Annotated in this window: 21 protein-coding genes and 1 pseudogene; 17 read left to right on the top strand and 5 right to left on the bottom strand. The window is 52.1% G+C overall.

Annotated features, from left to right (window positions below):
* Positions 1 to 21 precede the first annotated feature (21 nt).
* Entirely contained in the window at positions 22 to 567 is a 546-nt protein-coding gene (locus AABA21_RS01215; RefSeq protein WP_338246994.1) for a J domain-containing protein, read from the top strand.
* A 115-nt stretch (positions 568 to 682) separates the two neighbouring features.
* Here AABA21_RS01215 and AABA21_RS01220 read toward each other — a convergent pair whose 3' ends face one another.
* A complete protein-coding gene (locus tag AABA21_RS01220) occupies positions 683 to 1,852 on the bottom strand; it encodes an MFS transporter (protein ID WP_338246996.1) in 1,170 nt (389 codons plus the stop codon).
* 790 nt (positions 1,853 to 2,642) lie between these two features.
* On the opposite strand from AABA21_RS01220, the gene AABA21_RS01225 reads away from it, so the two are divergent.
* The 10 genes and pseudogenes from AABA21_RS01225 to AABA21_RS01270 all read left to right on the top strand — a co-directional run bounded on the left by AABA21_RS01225 (position 2,643) and on the right by AABA21_RS01270 (position 15,319).
* On the top strand, positions 2,643 to 4,394 hold the full coding sequence (locus AABA21_RS01225) for an ABC transporter ATP-binding protein (RefSeq protein WP_338246997.1): 1,752 nt from the start codon (positions 2,643 to 2,645) through the stop codon (positions 4,392 to 4,394).
* Complete coding sequence (locus tag AABA21_RS01230; protein ID WP_338247000.1) at positions 4,391 to 6,178, top strand: ABC transporter transmembrane domain-containing protein; 1,788 nt, start codon at positions 4,391 to 4,393, stop codon at positions 6,176 to 6,178. The genes AABA21_RS01225 and AABA21_RS01230 overlap by 4 nt, the downstream gene beginning before the upstream one ends.
* A gap of 240 nt (positions 6,179 to 6,418) precedes the next feature.
* The gene (gene murI / locus AABA21_RS01235) at positions 6,419 to 7,222 is read left to right on the top strand and encodes a glutamate racemase (RefSeq protein ID WP_338247002.1); all 804 of its coding nucleotides are present in this window, start codon (positions 6,419 to 6,421) and stop codon (positions 7,220 to 7,222) included.
* Positions 7,223 to 7,247: 25 nt separating this feature from the next.
* Positions 7,248 to 7,856, top strand: coding sequence for an O-methyltransferase (locus AABA21_RS01240; protein ID WP_338247004.1), 609 nt, complete (start codon positions 7,248 to 7,250; stop codon positions 7,854 to 7,856).
* A 428-nt stretch (positions 7,857 to 8,284) separates the two neighbouring features.
* Positions 8,285 to 8,815: pseudogene (locus AABA21_RS01245) on the top strand (ROK family protein); the annotation flags it as partial.
* Positions 8,816 to 8,844: 29 nt separating this feature from the next.
* Entirely contained in the window at positions 8,845 to 9,318 is a 474-nt protein-coding gene (locus tag AABA21_RS01250; protein WP_338250986.1) for an ROK family protein, read from the top strand.
* Between the two features lie 185 nt (positions 9,319 to 9,503).
* Positions 9,504 to 11,342 (top strand): alpha-galactosidase D, encoded by a 1,839-nt coding sequence (locus tag AABA21_RS01255; RefSeq protein ID WP_338247006.1) that lies wholly within the window; start codon positions 9,504 to 9,506, stop codon positions 11,340 to 11,342.
* A gap of 627 nt (positions 11,343 to 11,969) precedes the next feature.
* Positions 11,970 to 13,331: an ABC transporter substrate-binding protein gene (locus tag AABA21_RS01260; RefSeq protein ID WP_338247009.1), complete on the top strand. Its 1,362-nt coding sequence runs from the start codon at positions 11,970 to 11,972 to the stop codon at positions 13,329 to 13,331.
* 123 nt (positions 13,332 to 13,454) lie between these two features.
* Complete coding sequence (locus AABA21_RS01265; RefSeq protein WP_338247011.1) at positions 13,455 to 14,378, top strand: carbohydrate ABC transporter permease; 924 nt, start codon at positions 13,455 to 13,457, stop codon at positions 14,376 to 14,378.
* A 47-nt stretch (positions 14,379 to 14,425) separates the two neighbouring features.
* Positions 14,426 to 15,319, top strand: coding sequence for a carbohydrate ABC transporter permease (locus AABA21_RS01270; protein ID WP_338247014.1), 894 nt, complete (start codon positions 14,426 to 14,428; stop codon positions 15,317 to 15,319).
* Between the two features lie 133 nt (positions 15,320 to 15,452).
* On the opposite strand, the gene AABA21_RS01275 is transcribed toward AABA21_RS01270, so the two are convergent.
* Positions 15,453 to 15,911, bottom strand: coding sequence for a winged helix-turn-helix transcriptional regulator (locus AABA21_RS01275; RefSeq protein WP_338247016.1), 459 nt, complete (start codon positions 15,909 to 15,911; stop codon positions 15,453 to 15,455).
* A 180-nt stretch (positions 15,912 to 16,091) separates the two neighbouring features.
* On the opposite strand from AABA21_RS01275, the gene AABA21_RS01280 reads away from it, so the two are divergent.
* The 5 genes from AABA21_RS01280 to AABA21_RS01300 all read left to right on the top strand — a co-directional run bounded on the left by AABA21_RS01280 (position 16,092) and on the right by AABA21_RS01300 (position 20,679).
* On the top strand, positions 16,092 to 16,571 hold the full coding sequence (locus AABA21_RS01280) for a DoxX family protein (protein ID WP_338247019.1): 480 nt from the start codon (positions 16,092 to 16,094) through the stop codon (positions 16,569 to 16,571).
* A 252-nt stretch (positions 16,572 to 16,823) separates the two neighbouring features.
* Entirely contained in the window at positions 16,824 to 18,119 is a 1,296-nt protein-coding gene (locus AABA21_RS01285; RefSeq protein WP_338247021.1) for an MFS transporter, read from the top strand.
* A 128-nt stretch (positions 18,120 to 18,247) separates the two neighbouring features.
* Entirely contained in the window at positions 18,248 to 19,189 is a 942-nt protein-coding gene (locus AABA21_RS01290) for an LLM class flavin-dependent oxidoreductase (protein WP_338247023.1), read from the top strand.
* A gap of 119 nt (positions 19,190 to 19,308) precedes the next feature.
* Positions 19,309 to 20,202: a helix-turn-helix domain-containing protein gene (locus AABA21_RS01295; protein ID WP_338247026.1), complete on the top strand. Its 894-nt coding sequence runs from the start codon at positions 19,309 to 19,311 to the stop codon at positions 20,200 to 20,202.
* An 87-nt stretch (positions 20,203 to 20,289) separates the two neighbouring features.
* Positions 20,290 to 20,679, top strand: a complete 390-nt coding sequence (locus AABA21_RS01300) for an ankyrin repeat domain-containing protein (RefSeq protein ID WP_338247028.1) — start codon at positions 20,290 to 20,292, stop codon at positions 20,677 to 20,679.
* 60 nt (positions 20,680 to 20,739) lie between these two features.
* Here the strand turns inward: AABA21_RS01300 and AABA21_RS01305 are convergent, their stop codons facing one another.
* The 3 genes from AABA21_RS01305 to AABA21_RS01315 all read right to left on the bottom strand — a co-directional run bounded on the left by AABA21_RS01305 (position 20,740) and on the right by AABA21_RS01315 (position 23,780).
* Entirely contained in the window at positions 20,740 to 21,621 is an 882-nt protein-coding gene (locus AABA21_RS01305; RefSeq protein WP_338247030.1) for an NmrA family NAD(P)-binding protein, read from the bottom strand.
* Positions 21,622 to 21,886: 265 nt separating this feature from the next.
* Entirely contained in the window at positions 21,887 to 22,966 is a 1,080-nt protein-coding gene (locus AABA21_RS01310) for a hypothetical protein (RefSeq protein ID WP_338247033.1), read from the bottom strand.
* A 4-nt stretch (positions 22,967 to 22,970) separates the two neighbouring features.
* Positions 22,971 to 23,780, bottom strand: a complete 810-nt coding sequence (locus tag AABA21_RS01315; RefSeq protein WP_338247035.1) for a hypothetical protein — start codon at positions 23,778 to 23,780, stop codon at positions 22,971 to 22,973.
* Positions 23,781 to 24,210: 430 nt separating this feature from the next.
* On the opposite strand from AABA21_RS01315, the gene AABA21_RS39640 reads away from it, so the two are divergent.
* Positions 24,211 to 24,912, top strand: coding sequence for a helix-turn-helix domain-containing protein (locus AABA21_RS39640; protein ID WP_338247036.1), 702 nt, complete (start codon positions 24,211 to 24,213; stop codon positions 24,910 to 24,912).
* The last annotated feature ends 114 nt before the right edge of the window (positions 24,913 to 25,026 follow it).

The raw sequence follows: 25,026 nt of genomic DNA on the forward strand, positions 1-25,026 counted from the left end.
CATTGTGGTTGAAGGTAACCGATGTATCCATTACGTGTAAAAAATATCTATGATGTGGGAAACGATTATTATACGCTTTATATTGAGGACCATGGTATAAACTCGCGTAATCAGAAGGTGCGCCAATCCGTCAAGGAAGCCTTTGCGGCTTTACGCAAAGCCATCAATGCCTATCGCCTTCGTCCAGAATATGCTGAACTATATCCGATCGATGAACGTTATAGTGTCAAAGGGAACTATTGGTGCCTGCACAAACACCTATTGCTGCACTTTGCTTCCTGGTTAACGTTCTCTGCCCCGCTTGAAACACTACTACAGGAGGCCACTCTGCGAGCAGAGCAGCAGTACTACAACTTTCAAGCAGAGCCATACCGTATCTCGCAAGCTGGCCTGGAGCATGCGCTACGCATCTTTGAGTTGAAGCAAGGCTTCACGTCTGAGGATCTCAAACAGCGTTATCGCCAGCTTGCCAAAAGCTATCATCCAGATACAGGTGGTGACGAGGCGTCGTTCAAAAAGCTCCAAAATGCCTATACACTCCTGCAGGCATACCGCGCCACCAGATAGCCGTGACGATCTGCCTGCTTACCTCTCTTCGACGGAAGCGGGCAGATAAAAAATGCCTTCGTAGACAGAGACAGCGCTTCCGCCTACCTCAACTAATACGCTTGAAGTGGAGAGATCACCGCTCTCTATGGAGATGCCCTCCAGTAAGTTGCCCGGCGAACAGCGCTATAAAACAGGACGAGATCAGTATCAAACCTAGAGCCAATCTCAAGGTGCTGAGTTGAGCAAGCCAGCCAATAAGAGCTGGACCACAGAGAGACCCGAAGTAGCCCAGAGTGGTAACAGCAGCAATAGCAGGTCCTGCTTGTTTACCTGATCCGCGGTGCCCCACTTCACGCAGCACGATAGGAGCAATGCCAGCCACACCCAGACCCAGAAGACCATAGCCGATCAGAGTCATCAGGGCCGTAGCAAATAGTAATACCAGGCTCATTCCTCCTATAACAAACAATGCAGCACATCTGACGAACCAGCGCGCCCCAACACGAGCGACAAAAGCATCAGCCATAAGGCGTCCTGCAGTCATCATACAGGTATAAATGGTGTAGCCTAGAGCAGCAAAACCCAGATCGGTTCTGACCGTGTCGTGCAGGTACACGCCGCTCCATCCATTCATAACTCCTTCTATCAAAAAAGCACAGAAGGCAAGCAGCCCCAATACCAGGAGCGGTTTTCCTGGCCATGCTAGAGCGAAGAGGTGAGGAGAACGCACAGAATCGGTAAGCAACCACAACGTTGCGAGTAAGCCCGGAAGAAGAGAGAAGAGAGAAACGATTCCAAAATGGAGAAGTACTGGTATCCCGATAGCTGCGGCGCCTGCACCCAGCCCCGAACCCAACAATCCACCTATGCTCCAGAAGGCGTGAAAAGACGAGAAGATAGGGCGAGGGTAGCTTTGCTCGACAGCGATTCCCGCAGCATTCATCGCCACATCGAGAAAACTGTTGCCGATGGCAAAGATCCCCACCAACCCTGTCAGAAAAGGAAGAGTGGGAGCCAGCGCGACCAGAGGTAGAGAGAGACAATAGATTAACAGCCCGGCTTGAGCCGTACGGCACGCTCCAAAGTGAGCAGTGAGCACCCCGGCGAGAGGAAGGCCAATAATCGCTCCTGCCTCCAAACCAGAAAGCGCGATTCCCAAAGCACCCGTAGAGAGGTGGAGGTGACCACTAATAGCGGGAATACGTGCTGCCCATGTTCCAAAGAGCGCTCCCGTGATGAGAAAAATGATAGTGACGGCCATACGAGCACGATGGAGAGTAGATAACCGATCACGGCGAGGCATCCTTTTTCCTTTCCGCAGTATTTACAGCCAAAGTAAAACCAATCACTATGTTCTCACGCAAATAGGACATAAGCTTTCCCCTTTCGCGATTCTGTGAGAATTTTACATAATTGGAGCCATAGCAAAGCTTCATTGTCATACATGTACAGCCAATAGAGCATGTGGGATATTGCGTGGGCAAACGGCCCTGTCCACGCAATATCTGAATATCTGCTCAATGCTTGACTTTTAGATAAGTATAGGTTATTATTCGTCTATCTTAATTTTGGAGGTATCATTCATCATGCATTCATTCACAGCTAAGGCGTTGTTGCTAAACTAAGTGAGCTGTGTCCGCGATTAACTGGCTATCCACGGTCGTTTACAGGCGATTCATGATGTGAGTTTGCTTCTCCTGATGCGACTATATCCTTTCTAAAGACATGCTACAGTCAGCTCTTTTCTGTAGACCTCTTTTTCGACATCTACTCAGCCCACTTAGCTTCATAGGGCTTTTTTTGCTTGCCTGCTTATCACCATGGGCAAGTTTGTGCACTGCCTTCCTTTTAGCATCATCGCTCCCCCATGCATAGCCGCCATACCTGTGTGCGGCTATCTTCTGTGTGTATCGAGCACCATCATACCGTAGCACAAAGCGTGTGCGTTCATGACCCAAAGTGCATTTACGACGCTTTGTTGAACAAAAGGAATACATTAGCTGCATGCATATTCACTTAAGACACGATCCGAATGTCTTCTTCTCTGCATCTATTCAATTAGCTGCCGTCCGCGGCGAGATGAGGGAGGTTTAATGCGCGCATTTCAGACCTTAAACCGCTATCGACGGCTGCTGATCCGCTATCTCGGACCCCGCTGGCCGTGGATGGTGCTACTAACCATCATCCTATGCGCCACCATTGCTGTACAGGTAGCCACGCCACTGGTGACCAGCTACTTCATTGATCAGGCCATCTCTGACGGCGATCTCAACAAGCTGATCCTGCTGGCTCTGCTGACCATGGGACTGGCCCTGGTGGGACAGGGATTGGCGGTCGCTGAGACCTATGTGGCCGAGAGTGTGAGCTGGACGGCCACCAACATGCTGCGTGCCGACCTTATCGAGCATCTGCTACAGCTGGATGCCTGGTTTCACACATCCCATACGCCGGGCGAGCTGATTGAGCGCGTGGACGGCGATGTCGCGACCCTGGCTCGCTTCTTCTCGCGCTTTGTAGTCTATGTGCTCGGCAACGGCGCCCTGCTGCTGGGTGTGCTCGGGCTACTCTATTACGTGGACTGGCGCGTGGGACTGGGATTGAGCGCCTTTGTGGTGCTGGCCATGGCAATCATGCTGCGCATCCGTGCCGCCGCCACACCATCCTGGACCGCTGAGCGCCAGGCCAACGCCGATTTCTACGGCTTCCTGGGCGAGTATCTGGCTGGACTACAGGATATCCGTTCGAGCGGAGCGGGTGCGTTTGTGATGCGCCGCTGCGCTGAACTGATGCAGGCATGGCTCGCCATCACCCGCAAGGCGCAGATGTGGGGCTACGGCCTGGGCGCCACCAGCCTGGGAATGTTCGCGCTCGGCACGGCGACCGCCCTGGCTGTGAGCGCCATCCTGTTCAGATCAGGTACGCTGACCATCGGCATGATTTATCTGATCTTTCAGTGTACCGAGATGCTGCGCCAGCCAACCGAGCAGATCCGCAACGAGATACAGGACCTGCAACAGGCAGATGCCAGCATGACCCGCGTAGAGGCGCTCTTAAACACAACTCCGCGCGTGTTTGATGGTCCCGGCGCCGAGTTGCCAGCAGGTCCACTGTCTGTGGAACTGGATGGAGTCTCATTTCATTATTCCGAAGACGCGCCGGTGCTGCGCGATGTCAACGTGTTACTGGAACCAGGACGCGTGCTGGGCGTCGTGGGCCACACCGGCAGCGGCAAAACTACGCTGACGCGGCTTCTGCTGCGCTTCTATGATCCATCAACTGGAGCAGTGCGCCTGGGAGGCGTAGATCTACGAGAGGTTCACCTCTCAGCGCTGCGCGCGCGCATCGGGCTGGTCACCCAGGAGGTGCACCTTTTCCATGCCAGCGTGCGCGACAACCTGACCATCTTCGACGCCAGTGTGCCAGATGAGCAGATTCGCGCTGTACTAGAGAAGCTAGGAATGACCGGATGGCTACAGGAATTGCCGGATGGATTGGACACGCAGCTCCTGTCAGGTGGTGCGGGATTATCCGATGGGCAGGCACAGGTACTGGCCTGCGCGCGCATCCTGCTACGCGATCCCGACCTGGTGATTCTGGACGAGGCTTCCTCGCGCCTGGATCCGGCCACGGATCGGCTGGTTCATGCCGCGCTAGGTCGCTTGCTTGAGGGCCGAACAGGCATCATCGTGGCACACCGGTTGGATACCATCACGTATGCCGATGATATTCTGGTTATGGAGGATGGACAGGTGCGCGAGCATGGACCTCGCCTCGCCCTGGCCGCCGATCCCAGCTCACGCTTCGCCGGGTTGCTGCGGATCTCGAAGGAGGAGGTTAGCATATGAACAAGCTCCCAACCTGGCGCTACCTGTTAGAGATGGTACGCTACAAACTCTGGCTCTACCTGCTTCATGGAACATTGTGGGGCACATTCAATCTGTCCACACTGCTGGCAGGTCTGCTCGCCCGCGCCTTTTTCGATACACTGACCGGACAGGCGCACCTGCCTGGAGGTATCACGGGAGTCATCATCCTGTTGGTAGTGCTCGCGGTCTGCCGCGTGATCCTGATGCTCACCGCTGGCTCAGCCGAAATTATGATGCGCTTCACCATGAGCAATCTACTGCGGCGCAACCTGCTGCGGCGCGTCCTGGATCGTCCCGGTGCCTACGCGCTGCCCTACTCTATCGGGGACGCCATTAGCCGCTTCCGCGACGATGCCTACCAGGCCGAGGACAACATAGACTGGAGCGATGAGATCGTAGGTCAGGGCCTGTTTGCCGTGGTAGCGTTTGTAGTGCTCCTGAACATCAATGCTCGTATGGCCTTGATTACCATCGTACCGCTCATCGTGGTGGCGATCATAGCGAGACGCGCCAGCACAGCATTGGAACGCTACCGTGCCGCCAGTAGCCAGGCTACCAGTGAAGTCACCGGTGCCATCGGTGATATCCTGGCCGCGGTACAGACGGTGCAGGCTAACGGGGCCGAGGGGCGCACCGTGGCTCACTTCCAGAGACTAAACGAGCAGCGTCGTACAACCATGCTGACTGATCGCCTGGCGACGCAGGCCCTCAGCGCCATCACGAACAACACGGCCAGCCTGGGTACAGGCCTGATTATGTTGCTGGCCGCCAGCAGCATACGTGGGGGCAGTATGACGGTGGGCGACTTTGCCCTGTTCATCTCGTATCTAAGCTTCATCGCTGACTTTACCTCGGGGATCGGCCAGTTTCTAGCCGTCTACAAGCAGACCGGGGTTGCATTTGAACGCATGGGCGCCTTACTGGGCGATGCCCCACTCTCTACATTGGTGGAGCACGCTCCTATGCACTTGAAAGGTTCCTTGCCTGTCGTACCAGCACCAGTGCACCGCGAGTCAGATCACCTGGATCATGTGGAGGCACGTGGGCTGACCTATCTCCATCCTCATTCGGGTCGTGGTATCGCCGGGGTGGACCTGAGCTTATCCCGTGGCACCCTGACCGTGGTAACGGGACGCGTCGGGTCGGGCAAGACCACGCTCTTGCAGACCCTGCTGGGCCTGCTACCAATGGAAAAAGGTGAGATCCGCTGGAACGGTCAGGTAGTGGAGGACGCAGCTACGTTCTTCGTGCCACCCCGTGCAGCGTATACGGCACAGGTGCCGCGCCTGTTCAGCGAGACACTCAAGCAGAATATTCTGCTGGGCCTCCCCGACGACCACACAGCCCTCAAAACCGCCATACGCGGTGCCGTGCTTGAGCACGACGTAGAAGCGTTGGAGGAGGGGCTGGAAACGTCAGTGGGCACGCGCGGGGTTAAGCTTTCAGGCGGTCAGGTGCAGCGCACGGCTGCGGCACGCATGCTGGTGCGCGACGCCGGGCTGCTGGTCATCGATGACCTGTCCAGCGCACTGGACGTTGAGACCGAGCGCGCCCTCTGGCAACGCATCTTCGAGCACAAAGATGCCACCTGCCTGGTAGTCACCCATAGACGCATCGCCATGCAGCGCGCCGACCGCATCATCGTCCTCAAAGATGGGAAAGTCGACGCCGTGGGTACGCTGGCTGAATTGCTGGCAAGCAACGCAGAGATGAGGAATCTGTGGCAGGGCGATTACGAGGATTCAGTAAATGAGCTGATATAAATTGTAGCGTACAGGACTCCAGCTAGAACTTTAACTTTGTTCTCACCTGGAGCTCCTGCGTATCTTCTCACCATGATCTTTAATAACTAAATTCGGCATAAAGCAGGGGTGCAGGAGGGGTGGTCAGCCCTTCCTGCACCCCCTTCCACTCCCGCCCCAGGCGGGGATACGCTTCATGACCTTCGTGGTATGATAGAGCATAGATCAAACACAACCTTTGTATGTAGAGGATAATAATTTATGAACACTTCCGCGCCAATTGGCGTTTTCGATTCAGGAATGGGGGGTTTAACTGTATTGCAAGCCCTTCGTAAAGCCCTTCCCCAGGAGCGTTTGCTCTACGTAGCTGACTCTCGTCATGCACCCTATGGCGACAAATCGCTGGAGTATATCCAGCAGCGCGCGCTGACACTTACACATTTCTTGCTTGAGCATGGCGTAAAGACATTGGTGGTAGCATCCAATACTACGACAGCAGCTTCGGTAGATTTCCTGCGCTCAACCTTTCCTGTGCCGATTGTCGCGGTAGAACCAGCTCTGAAGCTGGCAGTCGCCTCTACCAGAACAGGTGTTGTCGGGGCCCTCGTAACGGTTGCTACCTCCCAAAGCACACGCTTTACTACACTACTTGAACGCTCTAGACAAGATGTCAAAGTGATCATACAGCCCGCTCCAGGACTCGTCGAACAAATTGAGATGGGCGAGCTCACAGGCTCAACCACGCGTGCGCTTATCGAGCGCTATGTCACACCACTACTAGCGGCCGGAGCCGATACCATCGTCCTCGGCTCCACGCACTATCCCCATCTCCGTCCACTTATCGCAGAGGTGGCCGGGCCAGAGGTTGTGCTGATCGATACAGGAGAAGCGGTCGCACGCCAGTTACATCACGTCCTCGAGGCTCGCGAATTGTTGAACGAAGATCCGACCCCTGGGGACGTACAATTCTGGACGAGTGGCGATACACAGTTGGCACAGCAGGTTATCTCTCTATTATGGGGTACTCCTGTTGGCGTGCAACAACTACCAGAGGCATTTATTTGAGAAAAAGGAAGGATGGTCATTGCTCATGGACCAGCAATTGCAAGCCCTGCTCACTGAGTTGTATGAGGAGGGACAGCGCAACGATGCGCAGGCACAGGAACGCCGCAAGAAGAGGCTGAATCTGGAACCTGAAACCGCTCAGCTACTCAGTGTACTGGTGCGCAGCGGCAAACGAACTCGATTGCTGGAGATCGGCACCTCCAATGGCTACAGCACCATCTGGCTGGCCTGGGCAGCTCGTCTCAATGGGGGAACTGTGATCAGCATAGATCGCGAAGCAGAAAAACATCAGCTGGCCGATGCTAACCTGCGCCGGGCCAGCCTGCGCGACGTCGTACAACTGGTACAGGGAGATGCTACCAGCATCGTCGCGGACCTGGCAGGTCCCTTCGATTTTGTCTTTTTCGACGCCGATCGCTTCAGCGCGCCCGCCCAGTTAAACCTCCTGCTGCCCAGACTCACCCCAGATGTACTGGTGCTGGCCGACAATGTCCATTCCCATCCCGATGAAATCGCCGACTACCTGGCGACCGTCCAAAACCTCCCCGACTTTGAACATATGGTTCTGCCAGTAGGCAAGGGGCTCAGCCTCGCCTATCGCCACCAACCCTCACAAAGTGTCTGTCGCTCATGAGTATGCCCTACGGCATATCAATGCCTGGGCATCTGCAATGCTCAACAGCCCATTGTATGTTGGTGCTCCAGGGCGCTGATGCGCCCTGGAGCACCAACATACAAAACCAATGCGGGGGCGCTCACGTCTCCCCGGGGTGACGGAAGTAAGACCCATCCTCAGGAAAAACAAGCATTGACGCATGTGAAATTTGTCAGTATAATTAATTCAATCACTATCTGAATTAATTATACTAACTGGGGAGGATTTGTTTGGGCAAAGTAGTCTCCGTTGATCGCAATCTTATGCGCAGTATGAATCAGAGCACACTGCTCAACCTGATTCGTACCCACGCCCCGGTATCACGCACGCAGCTGGTGCAGCTCTCGGGTCTGAGCACCGGCACTGTGGTAAGCATCGCCACCGATCTGCTGAAGCAAGAGCTGATTATGGAGCAGGGAGTTGCTAACTCAAATCTGGGGCGCAAAGCGGGATTATTGCGCGTCCACCCCAACGGAGCCTATGTGCTCGGACTGAGCCTGGTCGAGAACGATGAGATAGTGGTTGTGTTGCTCAATCTATTAGGAGAGATTGTTCAGGACTCTTGCTGGCAGGTACAGCTGCATGATTCCACAGTCAATGTGGTGCAGGTCATTGCAGAAAAAGTGAAAACATTCCTGGAGGATTGCCAGGTGCCACGCGAAAAGATCCTGGGGCTTGGCTGCGGCTTTCCGGGCAATGTCAATTCCCAGACCGGCAGCAGCGTGGACAACTGGATTCACAACTGGCACGATCTGTCCATCACTGATCCACTTTCTCAGGCTCTGCGGATGCCAGTCTATCTCGATAACGTCGTGAATTGCCTGGGAAGCTATGAAAAGCTCTATGGTCATGGCAGGCCGTATCGCGACTTTTTGGTAATCACGCTGGGCCGTGGTGTAGGTATGGCTATGATCCTTAATGATGATCTCTATCGAGGCTCACGTGGCTGGGGGGTGAATTTGGCCATATCCCCTGTGTTCCGGATGGCCGACGCTGTGAATGCGGCAATCAGGGCTGCCTTGAGGCCTATGTGGCTGACCACGGCGTCCTTGCTAGCTATCATGAACTGCGCCAGAAGCATCCAGACGACGCGTGGTTAGCCGCTGATCTCTCGCTCGACGAGATCCGGGCCGCCGCCCGCGAGGGTAACGAACACCTGCACTCCCTGCTGGCACAGACCGGGAAGTACCTGGGAACCGCCCTGGCCTCAATGGTCAATATCTTCAATCCAGAGTGCGTTATCCTGACCGGCGCCCATGTTCACCCGGACGACGTGCTTTTTGCCTCGATGAGAGAGACCATGCACAGGTACATCTTCTCTCGCCTGGACGATGACCTACCACTGGTCATCGCACCAGTGACCAGTACGCGCTGGGCCCAGGGAGCGGGCACACTTGTGTTACGGCACTTCTTTCTATCACCAGCTCAGGTGGGCACCTGAACGATCCAGGCTTTAAATTTCTAGCTGAGTAGTAAGCACAACATGGCAACAGCTCATCAGTAACAGTTGTATTGATCACCAGGGAAGGAGGAATTACAGCTAACAGGTTATAAATCTGTGACATTGCCAGCGGAAGCGATAGCTTATCTTATCTTTAAAGAGACACCATACAAGGAGGTCATGGAATGTTTCAACACTGGAAGTTTCCTCGTGCTACCACTATGTATTCTGCTCGTATATTTTTCCTTCTTATGTTAACTGTCCTGAGTCTGGGCGCCTGTCTTAGCACTACCTCTGCAGCCGAGGCTAAAGGCAACCCGGCACCATCAGCGACGAATGGACTGGCCCAGACCCCATATATGGGATGGAGCAGTTGGAGCCTGGAGTCCACCAAATATCCAGGCTATAATACAAACTGGCTCACCGCCGCCAACATCGAAGCACAGGCGGACGCTCTGCATGCGAAGCTGCAATCCCACGGGTACAACTACGTCAACATCGATGCCGGCTGGTGGATGGACTACAACTGGAACCCGACATACGATGCCTATGGACGTCCAGCCCCATTTCCCGATCGCTTCCCGAATGGGATGGCCAGCGTGGTCAACTACATCCATCAACTGGGTCTGAAGGTGGGCATCTACTATGGCGCGGGCCTGGATGTAGGTGTCTACAATAACAACTATCCCATCTATGGCACCAGCTGTCACGCGCAGGATATCGCTGTAAAACCGCTCCAAAAGACCAATGGCTGGCTGGGCTCCTACGCCATCGATTACTCGAATCCATGCGCGCAGGCCTACATCAATTCTATCGCCAACGAGTTCGCCAACTGGGGCGTCGATTTCATGAAGCTGGATGGTGTAACTCCTGGCTCCTTCATCAATAATGCGGCCACCTCCGACAATCGACCCGACGTCAAAGCGTGGTCGCAGGCTCTGGTCCAGACCCAGCGCCCGATCCAGTTCGTCATCTCTTGGGCACTGGACCATAACTATGCCGATTATTGGAAGACCTATAGCAATGGCTGGCGCGTCGATACCGACGTGGAATGCTACTGTAATACCCTTGTAACCTGGAACAACTCCGTCAAGCAGCGCTTCACCGATGTGGTCCCCTGGATCAACGATGCGGGTCCGGGCGGCTGGAACAATCTGGATTCGCTGGATGTAGGTAGCGGCAGCATGGATGGCCTGAACAACGACGAGCGCCAGACCACCATGACGCTATGGGCGATCGAGGCAGCCCCACTCTATACTGGAGACGACCTGACGAAACTAGATGACTATGGTCTTTCTCTGCTCACCAATGATGAGGTCATCGCCATCGATCAAGCCGGTCACCCTGCTCGACCAGTGGCGCAATCCAGCAACCAGCAGGTCTGGTACTCCCAAAACAGCGACGGCTCCTATACGGTCGCGCTCTTCAACCTGGACAACACCAGCGCCACGGTCACAGCCAACTGGCAAGACCTGGGCTTCGCGGGTACCGCTAATGTTCGCGACGTCTGGCAGCATAGCGACCTGGGACAGGCCACCGATAGCTATAGCACCACATTGCCGGCTCATGGCTCTCGACTGCTGACCGTCAAAATGGTTCCACATTACTCCCACACGGTTCCACCGTTCAATGGCGATAAGGCCGTATCCTACGAGGCCGAGTCACCCACCAACAATACGCTGGGCGGCAATGCGCAGATCGTCGTCTGCTCTACCTGCTCAGGCAGTGAAAAAGTGGGCAACCTGGGTGGCGGTGGCAGCGTCCAGTTCAATACCATCACCAAAAAGAAGGCCGGCATCTATACCATGACCATGTATTACACGGACGGCGATAGCCAGCGGTCTATGTATATCAGTGTCAATGGAGGATCAGGCGTGCTGCTCGACTACCATGGGCTCAGTAATAATAACTGGAATCAAGTCCAGGCGATGCAGGTCTCGGTCCAACTGAAGGCCGGCACCAATACCATCAAATTCTATAACGACGAAGGATACTCGCCCGACCTTGATCGCATCACCGTCTGATCATCATTAGCAGACCTCATTCCCTTCGTCTAGAAAAAGTTAGCGAAAACAGGCGCAAAGATTGACTTTTGCGCCTGTTTTCTAGCTTTTCTGGATAGCCATTGCTATTATATATAACAACAGCCTACGCCGTCATTCTATAAATTATCAAATATAAAGATTACATTAATATTATGAAAACGGTCACTAACCACAAGATATAAGTAGTATCAGTGTATCTGATACGGCGCAAATCTCATATTTTTACAAAATGCCCCATCCATGACAACGATGTCATAATCTCTGACAACGATGTCATAATCCCTGATACCGTTGCCATGAACATAAGTTCTTTCCTGCAGCAAAAATTTCTTTTAATCTCTGCAATTCATCCCAATTCATTAATCTCACACTATTTCTTTAATTAAAAAGTTATTTTATACACAGCAAAGTGGTGCATATTAGGCTCACATTATGTTATACTTTTCTATAAGCAAGCGTCGATCCAGTGGGTTTGTTCGTGCTCGGTACAATAATGATCGTTTGTTGTACAGCTACATTGCAAAACAACGTTGTTTGCGCGCTGCGCTGAGTGGTATAGACTTGTAGAGGTCTATGCCCTTCAGTGCTCAATGTAAGGAGCCCTATATGAGTATACGGCATTGGTTAAGGAAGCCACGTATCCTTCTCATCTCGCTATTTCTTCTTTCAATGGTCCTTGCCGCCTGTGGTAATAGCGCGGGCGGCCCTAAACAGGTTGTCTTCTGGACCAGTATTACCGATGATATCGGTATCAAAGCCCAGCGTGACATCGCTGACGCCTTTAACAAGGCGAACCCGGACCTGCATGTGAATGTCGTGCCTGAACCAACCACGGGCACGGGCGATTCAACCGCGCTCATCACGTCGGTCCGTGGCGGAGTCGGCCCGGATGCATATTTGATCGACCGTTTTACGGTCGGACAGCAGGCAGCTCTTGGCCTGTTGTCGGATCTCTACCCTTACACCAGCAAAGAGAACCAGGATCTTTCCAAACAATATCTTCCATTTGCCTGGTCTGAAGCCCTTTTTCAAGGCCATCCATACGCCCTTCCAATGGATACCGATGCGCGCGCGCTATACTATAACAAAACAGTGCTGCGTCAGGCGGGCATCGACCCATCCATCCTTGATCCAAAGAATGGGCCGATCAAGATGAGCAAGTTGAAGGAGCTTGCTTTCAAGGTGAATCATACGGATTCCCATGGCAACTATGATCGCATCGGCTTTATTCCCTGGTATGGACAGGCCTTCCATACTACGTGGGCGCTTGACTTTGGAGCTCAGTTCTATAACAATAATACCTGCCAGTTGACCCCACTGGAGCCGGCGATGTTGAATACATTCAACATGTATCATGACTGGTCGCAGGCCATGAATTATCAGAAGGTCAGCACCTACCTGGCAACGTATCAACCCGCCAACGCCCTTCCTTCGCAAAATCCTTTCTTCACCAACCATCTGGCCTTCGCTATCGATGGCGACTGGAATCTGGCCAGCATTAAACAATATGTACCCAAACTGGACTATGGCGTGACTTATATGCCCATTCCCGATGATCGCACGACTCCATTTACATGGTCGGGTGGCTTCGCGCTGGCCATTCCAACAGGCGCGCAGAACGCGGATGGTGGCTATCGCTTCATGCGCTTTATGGCCGGTCCAGAGGGACAGAGTATCTATACGAAAGAAACCAGCCATCTGCCAACCTGGAAAGACCTGCTGAATGACAAGCAGCTCTTCGATCCGGGCCATACGTTCTTTGCCAATCTCCTGCAGTACTCGGTCAGTCGCCCACCACTGCCAGTTGGTGGTCAGATCAGCGATGAGCTGAGTTCGGCTCAGGATAAGGTGGATTTCAATACTGCGACTCCTAAAGAAGCTTTGCAGGAGTACTATAATCGCGTTCAGCCACAGATGCAGCAGTATTGTCCATTTAAGCTTGAAGGCTGGAGTAACCCGTACAAATAAATTGACTGCCGAACGTTGTAAACCCACGTATCACCGCTTTGCTTGCCTGGCTTATAAACGATGATGTTGTACTGCTGGAGGTGTATGCTTCCTGCGCCCCTATATACACAAGGAGACAGTGTTGTGTTAGCAGTAAAGTCTTCTCCGAAATCTGCGCCGAGACTCAGTCGGCGCGATCGCCTCAATCTCACGAAGGGTCTGCTCTTTATCAGTCCCTGGATTCTCGGTGTGATCATCTTCACCCTCTATCCGATGATCTATTCTATCGCGTTCAGCTTCACGCGTTACTCGGGATTCAAAACTCCTGTCTGGCTGGGACTGCAAAATTACACGCGTATGTTCACCGACAGCCTCTTCTGGCTATCGCTGGAAAATACGCTTTACTATGTCCTGTGGGCCATCCCTGTGGGAATCGTAGTAGCTCTCCTGCTGGCGGTGGCTATGAACCGCGAAGTGCGCGAGGTGGGTATCTACCGCGCTATCCTCTACCTGCCTTCGATTCTGCCAGCCTTCGCGATGGCCTTTATCTTTATCGTGCTGGTCAATCCACAGTACGGTATCGTCAACTACGTCTTCTCACTGTTCGGGGCGCCCACCCAGAATTTCCTGGGCGATCCGACGGGCGCGAAGAATGTGATTATCGCGATCGCGCAGTTGGGGGCCGGCAACGCGGCCCTGATCTTCCTGGCCGGCCTGCGCGGTATACCCGATACGCTCTATGATGCGGCACGCATCGATGGCGCCAGTGCCTTGCGCCGCTTTTTCTCGATCACGATCCCTCTGCTATCACCGATTATCCTGTTCAATCTGATCACTGCCCTCAGCGGTGGGCTGCAGATTTTCCAGCAAGCCTACATTATGACCAATGGTGGTCCTAATAACGGCACCCTGTTTTACATGCTCTATCTCTACCGCAATGCCTTCGCCTATGCCCAGCTGGGTTACGCTTGCGCCCTGTCCCTGGTTCTCTTCATCATAGGCCTGGCCCTGGCTGGCGTGCTCTTTAGCGTTTCACAGCGTTTTGTGAACTATGAACTGGTTAGCTAAGTGCAAGATAGCGTGAAAAACGACATTATCACCGGGAGGATATAGCGATGAGTACACAGGTTATAGACAAAAAAGATATAGAGACAGATGAGATGATGCGCTATCGTCGGCGGGCCGCCACACAGCGTGTAATGAAGACGGCCGGGCCACGCATCTTCCTGATCATTATGTGTCTTATTTACATTGTGCCGTTTTATTGGATGGTGAGTACCGCGCTCAAGTCGACGACCGACCTATCGCAGTTTCCGCCGAGCTTTTTCCCGACGTCACTGCACTTTGAAAATTTTGCGGCGGCAGTCAGTACGATCCCCTTTGGTGTCTACTTCGGCAATACCTTGCTGATTACAGTCCTGACAATCATTGGCTCGGTGCTGGCAAACCTGGTGGTGGCCTATGGCTTCGCCTGCATTGAGTGGCCAGGGCGCGATAAGGTCTTCTATATCGTGCTGGCAACGATGTTCATCCCGTTCCCGATCGCAATTGTGCCGCAGTTTGATCTGTTCGCACGCCTGCACTGGATCAACACGATTCTGCCGCTGGTGGTGCCCCACTTCTTTGCCGGCGCCTTCTTTATCTTTATGCTGCGCCAGTTCCTGCTGCAGATCCCCAAGGAACTGATCGAGGCATCGCGTATGGATGGAGCCACTGAACTGCAGATTATGTGGAGCGTCATCCTTCCGCTGTCGCGCCCGGCGCTGGCGGTCGTGGCCCTTTTCTCTGGTATCAGCGCCTGGAATGACTTTATGGGACCTCTGATCTATCTACAGGATGATATGAAGCGCACGCTGTCGATCGGCCTGCAGGTGTTCCGTTCAACCCACGACATCCAGTTCAATCTGCTGATGGCAGCCTCCCTGCTGACGGTGCTGCCGCTGATCATCCTCTTCCTGTTTAGCCAGAACTTCTTCATCAAAGGAGCTACAGTAGGAAGTATCAAGTAGCTGGTTGCACCAGCTACTTGATGGCTGGCCAGCCTGGGGCACTGTCGCTCCCAAATCTCTTTTCTATAATTGTTCCAGATAGCAAAAACCCTGTGGAGCGTACGCTCCACAGGGTTTTTGCTATCTGGAACAATTATAGAAATTCGCTGACCAGACTATGGGGACCAGCAAAGATGGCACGGCCATCCTGTACCGTCTGACGCATCAGACGAAGCATCTTCTCTTTGTCGGAGTTCATGAGCGCGATCCAGGCGGGCGGAGCACCGGTTTGCGGATCGTGGGCGGCGCTCCAGTTTGCCATCTCCGCCAGAATGGGGATCAGATCGAGTCCTTTTTCGGTCAAGCTGAACGTTTCTTTGCGTTTGTCAGAGTCAGATGGCCTTTTTTCGATGATGCCCTTTTGTTCTAGCAAGGCAAGACGATCGGCCAGAATGTTGGTGGCAATCTTCTCATCAGAGGCCAGAAACTCTCCATAGGTTTTCTTCCCAAAGTAGACGATATCACGAATGATCAAGAGGGACCATGGATCACCAATAGCCTCTAAAGCGTAGTTAATCGGACAATCTGAACGCCGCTGTCGTTTGTGCTTCATACGTATTTTATCCTGCTGTCTGAGGATCAGCACTCTGTGGAGATTTCGTAATCTCTAAAAATGTCTGCCAAAATTACCACTTTTCTTTCCTCGTATAAGAATATTATAGTATCTACACTTGCAAATTGCAAGTAATTAAATACCTAGCAGGTCAGCATGAAGAAGAAGGAGATAAAGAACATGAGTCAGGTAATCAGCAATCAGCAGAAAAATGAAAACCACACAGTTTCGAAGCGTCGTCGAATGGTACTAACCACGATCCTCTGGCTTGTTCAGCTACTGCTGGCATGTACCTTTCTGTCCGCCGGAATCATGAAGCTCACCACACCGGTCGAGATGCTCCAGTCGATGATGCCACTGCCACTGCCAGCATTGTTTGTACACTTCATCGGCTGCGCCGAGATCGCCGGAGCGATCGGCCTGACCCTCCCCATCCTGCTACGCATCCATCCGGGGCTGACACCATTGGCCGCCTCTGGATTGGTCATTATTATGATTGGTGCGACGATATATACCGCTGTGGCGGGCGATCCCGTTGGAGCACTGATGCCGCTGGTAGTAGGTCTGCTTTGCCTGTCTGTCGCCTATGGGCGACGAGCTCTGCTCACCGCTGACCCGCTCTTCGGACGCTTATCCAATGTGTCGCGCCAGGCCGCATAAGTAATGAGATAGCAGGAGGCACCGCTCAGTATTTCAAGCATCCAGCGGTGCCTCCCCGTTAACACCTCTCGCATTGAGGGCATTCAAAGCAAGAGGGTTGCAGATAGAACGAAGCCAACAGGCATATACTTGATCGATCTCGCTTCCATTTCCGGTTTTACCATCTTCAAATAGAAGAGTTAGAAAAGATACTTGCAATTTACAAGTTTCATTTAAAAATACGAAGGATACCAGGGAAAGGGTTGAATTCTCATGCATACAACGCTTGTGGAGCAAGATACCATCAGCTTGACAGATATAGATGTCATCAGTGCTGAGTCTACGATAGCAGTTGCAGAAAAAACACCACGCACAATCACTACCGCTCTTTTGTTCCTTATCGGCTGCATTACCCTGCTGATGACGGGATTCGCGATCATTATGCCAATCTTTCCACAGCGTTTACAGGCCCTGGGACTGGGGGCCGAAACCCTGGCACTGATGGAAGGGGCCTTTGGTCTGGGCATGTTCCTGTTTAGCACCCCTATGGGAACCTGGTCTGGACGCGTCGGTCGCAAGCCGGTACTCTTTATTTCGCTGGCTGGATTCATCGTCACTAATATTCTGCTTGCCCTGGTGAATATTCCGGTCTTCTTTATTCTCATCCGCTTCGTTGAGGGCATGTTGATTGCTGGTCTGATGCCCGCTTCTATGGCCATGATCGGCGATACCATTCCACTACAGAAACAGGGACGCTGGATCGGCTATATCACGACGGCTCAGGCCACCGGAATCGCGCTGGGGCCTGGCATTGGTGGCTTTCTGGCTCAGTTATTAGGATTTACAGGCCCCTTCTTCCTATGCGCTGGTATAGCCCTGCTGGCCTCCCTGCTGGCCGTGTTCCTGGTACCGGAGACGCTGCCCAGAGAGAAGCGTGTGCAAACAAAGCAGCCGATAACAAAATCCAACGCCAGGCGCTCACAAACAAGGGATACCGGCTTTTACAGCCTGATCTGGCTAGTGGCGCCGTTCCTGCTGATCGACTTCGGACTCATCTTCACCTATCCCTTCGTGATGCCACAGTATCCCTTCTTCTTTGAGAGGGTGCTGCACTACAGTACGGTCCAGTACGGCCTGGTGATCAGCATCTTTGGTTTGGCAATGGCCATTTCGCCACTCTTCCTGGGACGCCTCTCAGAACGATTGCCGAAGAAGCCGCTGATCATCACTGGTAGCATACTCTTCGCTACCCTCAATGCCTTCATGTTCATTGCTCCTCTTTATCCTCTCTTGCTGGTGGGATCGGCGCTGGCAGGATTGGGTAGTGCCCTGGCAAGTCCCGCGCTGGGCGGCATCTACCTGGGTGTCTCAAATGAACAGAATCGTGGCCAGTTGATGGGCATACGTGGCTCGGCCATCTCGGCCGCTGTCATGCTTGGACCGCTGGCCCAGGCCCTGGTCGGCCACTGGATTACGGCCCATATCACTTTCGCTATCGGTCTCATCCTCTCGCTGGCCCTGGTCGCCATCGCCTCCATCCTGCTGAAAAGTTCACGCCAGGATAGATAAATAATGAGCAAGGAACAGCAGGGTGACATGCCCAGGCCGGGCATGTCACCCTGCTGTTCCTTGCTCATTATTATGGATGTTAAGATATACTCATGAAGTGATTTAACGAGAAAGGATGCTCATAAGTCATGACAACATTTCCAGTTAGTGTAGTTATATTTCCTCCGACCACCCAGAAGGTCCTGCAGGGGATCAAAGAGGCGGAGGAGGCGGGAATTCCGCGCGCCTGGGTCCCCTCCTGGCCGGTTGGTCCAGATGGCTTTAGTATCGTGGCGGCTGCGGCGGTCCAGACGAACCGCATTGAGCTAGCAACGGGTATCGCCATCACCTATCCTACCCATCCGCTGGCCCGCGCCAACCAGGCACTGGTAATGGGTGAGCTGGCCCCCCGGCGTTTCCGCCTGGGCATAGGCGCCAGCCATAAACCCGCCATCGAGGAGACGTATGGACTCGACTTCGGCAAACCCATCAACCACTTGAAGGAATATATCAGCGTGCTGCGCGGTATGCTGTGGGAGGGGCGTATCGACCTCGACGGCACATATTACAAGGTCCACGCGGAACTGCCCCCAGGAACCACGCCACCACGCACTCCTATAGTAGTGGCGGCCCTGCGCAGAAACATGCTGCGCCTGGCAGGCGAGATGGCGGATGGGGCGATGTTGATCTGGTCTCCACCCTCTTATGTGCGTTCGGTCGCCATTCCCACTCTGGAGGAGGGCGCTCGCCAGACCAACCGTTCCCGACCACCGCTGAGCGTGAGCGCACCTATCGTGCTGACAAAAGATTTTGGGATTGTACGCAAGATCGCGCAATCAGCCTTCTCGGTTTACTCTTCCTTCCCTACCTATCATCAGTTGTTCAAGGAGGCGGGCTATCCGCTCAATGCCGACAATACTCTCACTGATGAACTGATCCATGAGCTCTTCCTTTATGGAGATGAGGATACAATCCGCCAGCGACTCTACGCATTGCATGAGGCCGGGGCCGACGAGATTACTACCACTATCAATCCACACGACCCCTCACGCAGCCACCACACCATTCTAGAGATCCTCACCAGTCTCTAGGTGTTCTCTGTGCAGTCTCACTCACAAAAAAATGTGTGACTGCACTTGCCTGCACCATTGTATAATCCAGTAATGAGCAATCGGCTGGTAATAACTATTTAGCTATCGAGGTCACCGCGATGAGTTCAAATGAAAATTCACACGCGTCAGCGGACAAAAAAATATATGAAGTAAGCTCCAATTCTATTTTGCATGAGAGAGCGCAGCAGTATTATTGGGAAGGATTAGCGCCGCTCTCCATAAAGACCTTTTTCGGCGGGCGGGCCCTCTACACCCTTGGCAAGGGATACTACGCGGTGGACGATGCTTCATACCTGATCGTTAATCAGAACCAGCCATATGCTATCACCATTGAGGCTCCGCAGAATGTTGAATCATTCTGCCTCTTTTTTGAAGCTGGACTGGCCGAAGAAGTCTATCGCAGCCTCGTCACACCCACCCGCGACCTACTTGATAATCCGGAACCAGAACGCATTATCCCACTCCACTTTTTCGAACGCACTTATCGGCATAGTGATTCTGTATCTCCGCTCCTGCTTTCGCTGCGCACGCGGATCTCCAGAGGAAACTATGAGCAGGCATGGCTCGATGAGCGGTTCCACGAACTCCTGCAACAACTACTGCAGGTTCACCTCCATGTCTATGAAGAGATAGAGACGCTCCCCGCTCTCCGGGTATCGACTCGTCAAGAACTATATCGCCGACTCTACCGGGCCAGGGAATATGCCATAGCTTATCTAGAAAGATCTGTTACACTGCGAGAGATGGCCCTGGTTGCGGAGCTTTCACCCAATCATTTCCTGCGTATGTTCAAGCATCTTTTTCGACAAACGCCGCATCAGTTCCTCATTCAGCAGCGCATCGAACGCGCCCGAATATTACTGACCACAACCGATCTTCCGATAACTGAGATCTGCCTCTCCCTTGGCTTCGAGAGTATGGGCTCATTTAGCTGGCTCTTTCATCAACGCGTTGGCTGCTCCCCAAAAACGTATCGTACCCAAAAAAAGTGATTTTCGAGAAGCACATCGGTCTTTTCTGTGCCATACTCATCCTTAAATGGCAACACTATATATCTTCTGTACAAAGGAGCAGATTTTATGGAGAGAAAAGCCGCCCTCGATCCAACGTTAGTCAATGAGTTTGTCGCCAATGCCCACGGTGATGCCGAACGAGTCGCCACGCTTTTGGAGCAAGAGCCAATGCTGATCAATGCCGCCTGGGACTGGGGTGGAGGTGATTGGGAAACAGCCCTCGGGGCCGCCTCGCACATGGGCAGAAAAGACATCGCCCACTATTTGCTTGAAAGAGGCGCCAGGATAGATATCTTCGCGGCCACCATGCTAGGCCAGATAGAGGTCGTTCAGGCTATCCTTCAGGCATTTCCCAATGCCCGCCACTTGCGCGGCCCGCATGGTATCTCACTGCTCGATCATGCGAAAGCCGGTGGTGAAGAAGCGGCCCCTATCATAAAGCTGTTTCAAGAGTAATCATCGATATACACTCCCGAGGGGAGTTAAGCGCATGCTCAGCTCCCCTTTGCAGAAACATCAGGCGCGAAAGGCGCCAGCATGATCACTGACCCATTCACGATAGGTATGAGCCGGTCTACCGATAATCTCCTCTACCGTATGTGTAACCGGCTCGGGGGTTCTGACAAATTCGGCCCAGGCATTGAGCATGCCATCTACCATCTGAGATGGCATATGAATCAGGAACTGCTGACGCATAACTTCCGGCGAGACCTCTTCGTAACGCAATTGACGGCCAATGACCTGGCCGATAGTTTGCACCTGCTCAATCTGGGTCAAAGCCTGGGGACCAGTCAGCACATATTTCGCGCCGCTATGCTTATCATCGATCAGCGCGCGCACCGCTACCTCCGCGATATCGCGCTCATGGATCAGCGAGCGGGTAGCCTCCCCATAGGGCCAGCGTACAACGCTATCAGAACGGATTTGCTGAGACCAGTTTAAGGTATTAGAGGCAAATCCGCTGGCACGCAAAAAGGTCCACCCTATACCAGAATGCTCGATTAGCCGCTCAATCGACGCGTGAAACTCATTGATCGGATCAACTTGCTGCACTCGTTCCTCGCGCACGCCCATCGACGAGAGGTAGACGATGCGGGATACACGCCGCTTAAGCACCTCGATAACAGCCGGAGCCAGTCCAACCGGCAGCGCCGGCCACACCAAAAATACAGTTTTGACCCCATCCAGATCCCTTTCCAGCGTCTCTGGCTCCGATAGATCACCACATACAATCTCAACGCCATGCGGCAGGTCAGCGTTATCAGGATTATGCACCAGTGCACGCACGGGAACATTTAGCTCCGACAAACGAGACACCACGTTTCGGCCAACATTCCCGGTCGCTCCAATCACCAGAACCAGTCCTCTTTTATCTTCAACCGTTTCTTCTAAGCCCATGTCATATTACCCTTTTTTCATTCTCATACGCTCAAAAATCTATCATAATCCAATGCTTATATAAGTCAGAGTAGCGTATATATCAAGCTTTGACCTTGCCTGAAAGACCAGTTCCCTTCCTGTACTTTTGACCATATATCTTCTAAAATCCTATTTCAGGTCTTAGAAAGATATGCATAAGCGTTCCTCCCATAGAAAAGTTTTTTTATTAGCAAAAAGACCAGGTACGCTACATGGCGTACCTGGTCTTTTTGCTACAGCTCTATTATCGGGTATTATTCTCACGCCGAGGATAAAGAGAGGGATTAAGTGACTGCGACGGACGCGGTCGATTCGGCGGAGTGCTACCTGTGCCCGAAGAGGCTGGCATATTGCGTAGTTCGGCAATTAAACCATCCGCCAATCCCCCGCTTGGTAAAGGCCAGATAACCTGTTCGCCCCGCTTTGAGGCACGTATCGCATCGATGAGCCGCGCTACCTCGATTTCTGTTTGCTTCAAAACAGCATCCGATTGGCGTGACGTCTGCAGGCGAGTCAGCAGCATATTGGTTTGACTCGCCACGCGCCATAAAATATTGCCACGTTCAACATCCGCCCGCACATTAAATCGTCCATTGGCAGCCTGCGAGAGAACCTCGGAAAGCTTGTAAATATCTGCTTCCAGCTGTTCCTTCTGGTCAGCTATAATACGCTGTAGAGCCGCGATCTCTTCGGCGCGATCGGCCCGTGCAATGGCCTGATCGGTAGAACGTACCTGGAAAAAACATAGCAACCCAATGCCAATCTCTAGAATAAGGGGACGTGCAAAGGCCACAGATTGCCCCCAGTGCGCCACCAGAGTATCCAAGTCGGCTGAATGTGGAAGTAAGTAAAAATCACCAAGAATAAAAGCTACATGCAACACCAAAAAGAACCAGATAGCATTACGAGAAAGAAGCATGCCGGGTAAAAATAGAGGTAGTAAAAATAAGTCGAAAGTGAGCAACCAAGCATCACCCAGACCACCAGGCGCGCGCAGCAAAGCGCTCTCGATAACCGCATCCATAGCCAGAATCAACAATAGCGCTGCAACCGTCTGCTGTCCCAGACGGTTAAAAACAAGGGCAACAACCGAGGCCGCCATGCATACACCGATAGCTGTTAATGTACTTGGATCTGCTGCTTGTCCTGCTAGAAGAAGAGGAGCGAAAAAGACAAAAGGGGCAACACCACTGATAAGACCCGCTTTACGTAAACGATCTCGTGCTTTTCTATCCGGAATAATGTCATAGGATTGCGTTCCGGGTGGCGCGGTTAAACGTAGCCACCAGGATGTGTTTTCAGGGAAGCTCAATGAATCATTCATGGTATCATCCTTTTAAAAATAGAGAAGGGTTCTGACAGAGCTGCACCATACGCTGAGCACGTTCATAATCTCCAGCCGATTGAATAGCCATGATAGTCGCTGACAAATCAATAACTATCAATGCATAACCGCCTTTTTGATGCCTTTCAAACCGAGTATAGAGCTCATCAAAAATGAACTTGGACCGCTTGCAAACTACATAATAGGCGTAGTCAACAATAGCCAGAGCATATCTACATTGCACCTTTTCTGCATGCACATATGCACATGAATAAACGTAATCACGTACAGCTGTAAAATCAACGAGCGATGTATCTAGTGATATACGCTTTTTATTACGCACCACACAAAGACGAGTCAATTCTATCATATTGCGAACCTGATAGGTATTTTGAAGTACTTCAAGTGCGGAATCGGGAATCATACCTTTCAAACGAAATTCATTAAAGGTCATAGATTGACCCCAATCAGAAAGCTCAAATACACGTACTCCACCTAGAAGATTTTCCTCTTGCTCGCTACCTGAAATAAAAACGCAATGGGTATTAATCCAGGGTGACTTTAACTCATCATACTGGTCTTTTTCGCGGTCCAATTCATCAATTGGAAGAGACCAACCCAGAGAACGCACAAAAATATCACCACGTAACTGTTGATAGGCTGTATGCCTGGCATCGTCCATCTCATCAAGTTTCCTTATCTGATATAGTTGATTTTGATGCTGAATACAGGCAAAGCCACTTTCTAAATAAGATAGAGGGGTCAAGGAAGGCAAAAACGTTAATTTAGGTTCATGCCGTTCCCGTTGTTGCATATTCAAATTTACATCCTTTTGTTATAGTACAAATAACATTTTTATATTAATATTAATTGCAGATAATGTTGCATGAAATGAGAGTATTTAGTACTTTTTATCTATTCATGATTAAACATGATTCAACAAGATGGAAACTATTTAGCAGTTTATAAGCGACAGTGCTACAATTAGCAGAATTTGTAGCTAAACATATCCTTCATCAGCTACACTCATTTTCTACCACATCATAAAAATACTTGCTTCAATGTATTAGAACATGTATACTAAAACATAAAAGAATTATATTGATTGGAAGCTATAAGAAATACAGCGCTATGTATTATGCATGCAATCCTCCAATTCCACTGACTGCATTCATAGAAAAATTATGGCTTTTTGAGGGACAGGCCTTTGCTCACTTCAAAGAGCGCTCACTACCACAGGTCGATTGGAGTTGCTGATTAATTTGCATACGGACGAGATTCGTGTGTACGATCGTACCCATCATGATCAGGTGCAGCGTTTCGCTGGCAGTATATTCAGAGGTGCGCATTCTACATTTTCAATTATCGATACGACCGAGCAATCAGCGATCATGGGTGTTCATTTTAAGGTTGGTGGGGCGGCGCCTTTTCTGCCTATGCCTGCCAGTGAATTGCATAACCAGCATGTTGACCTCAGAATGTTGTGGGGAAGTAAAGCTGATAGACTATATGAATATTTACGCGCAACAGATAACATGGAGCGCCGCCTCCAGTTACTCGCTGAGGCCCTTATGGGACGACTCCAGGATGCCCGGCACTTCCCACATACCGCCATGCCCAATATCATCAAAGCTGTTACGCAGGTCCCCCCTACTCAGACCATGCAGGCCATCGCCAGCGAGGTTGGGCTGAGCCAGCGGCACTTCATTCAGGTATTCGGCGAGGCAGTGGGACTAACGCCCAAACTGTTTTGCCGCGTCCAGCGCTTTCAAGCGCTGCTGCGATCGCTCGAATATGGACGGCCGGTACATTGGGCCGAAGCGGCCCTGAATTGTGGCTATTACGATCAGGCGCATTGCATCCACGATTTTCAGGCGTTTTCTGGCCTTACTCCCTCAACCTATCTATCGTCTCGTGGCCAGTTCCATAATCATGTACCTCTGTGATAATTCACAGTACAAGCTTCTTTCCCGACCACCAGGTCAATTTTTTACAAGAAAAGCCTTCCTTTTTCAGATACACTACCACCAGGGTTGCACCTCGAAAGCACTATTCAAAAT

This window comes from Dictyobacter halimunensis (assembly GCF_036245075.1).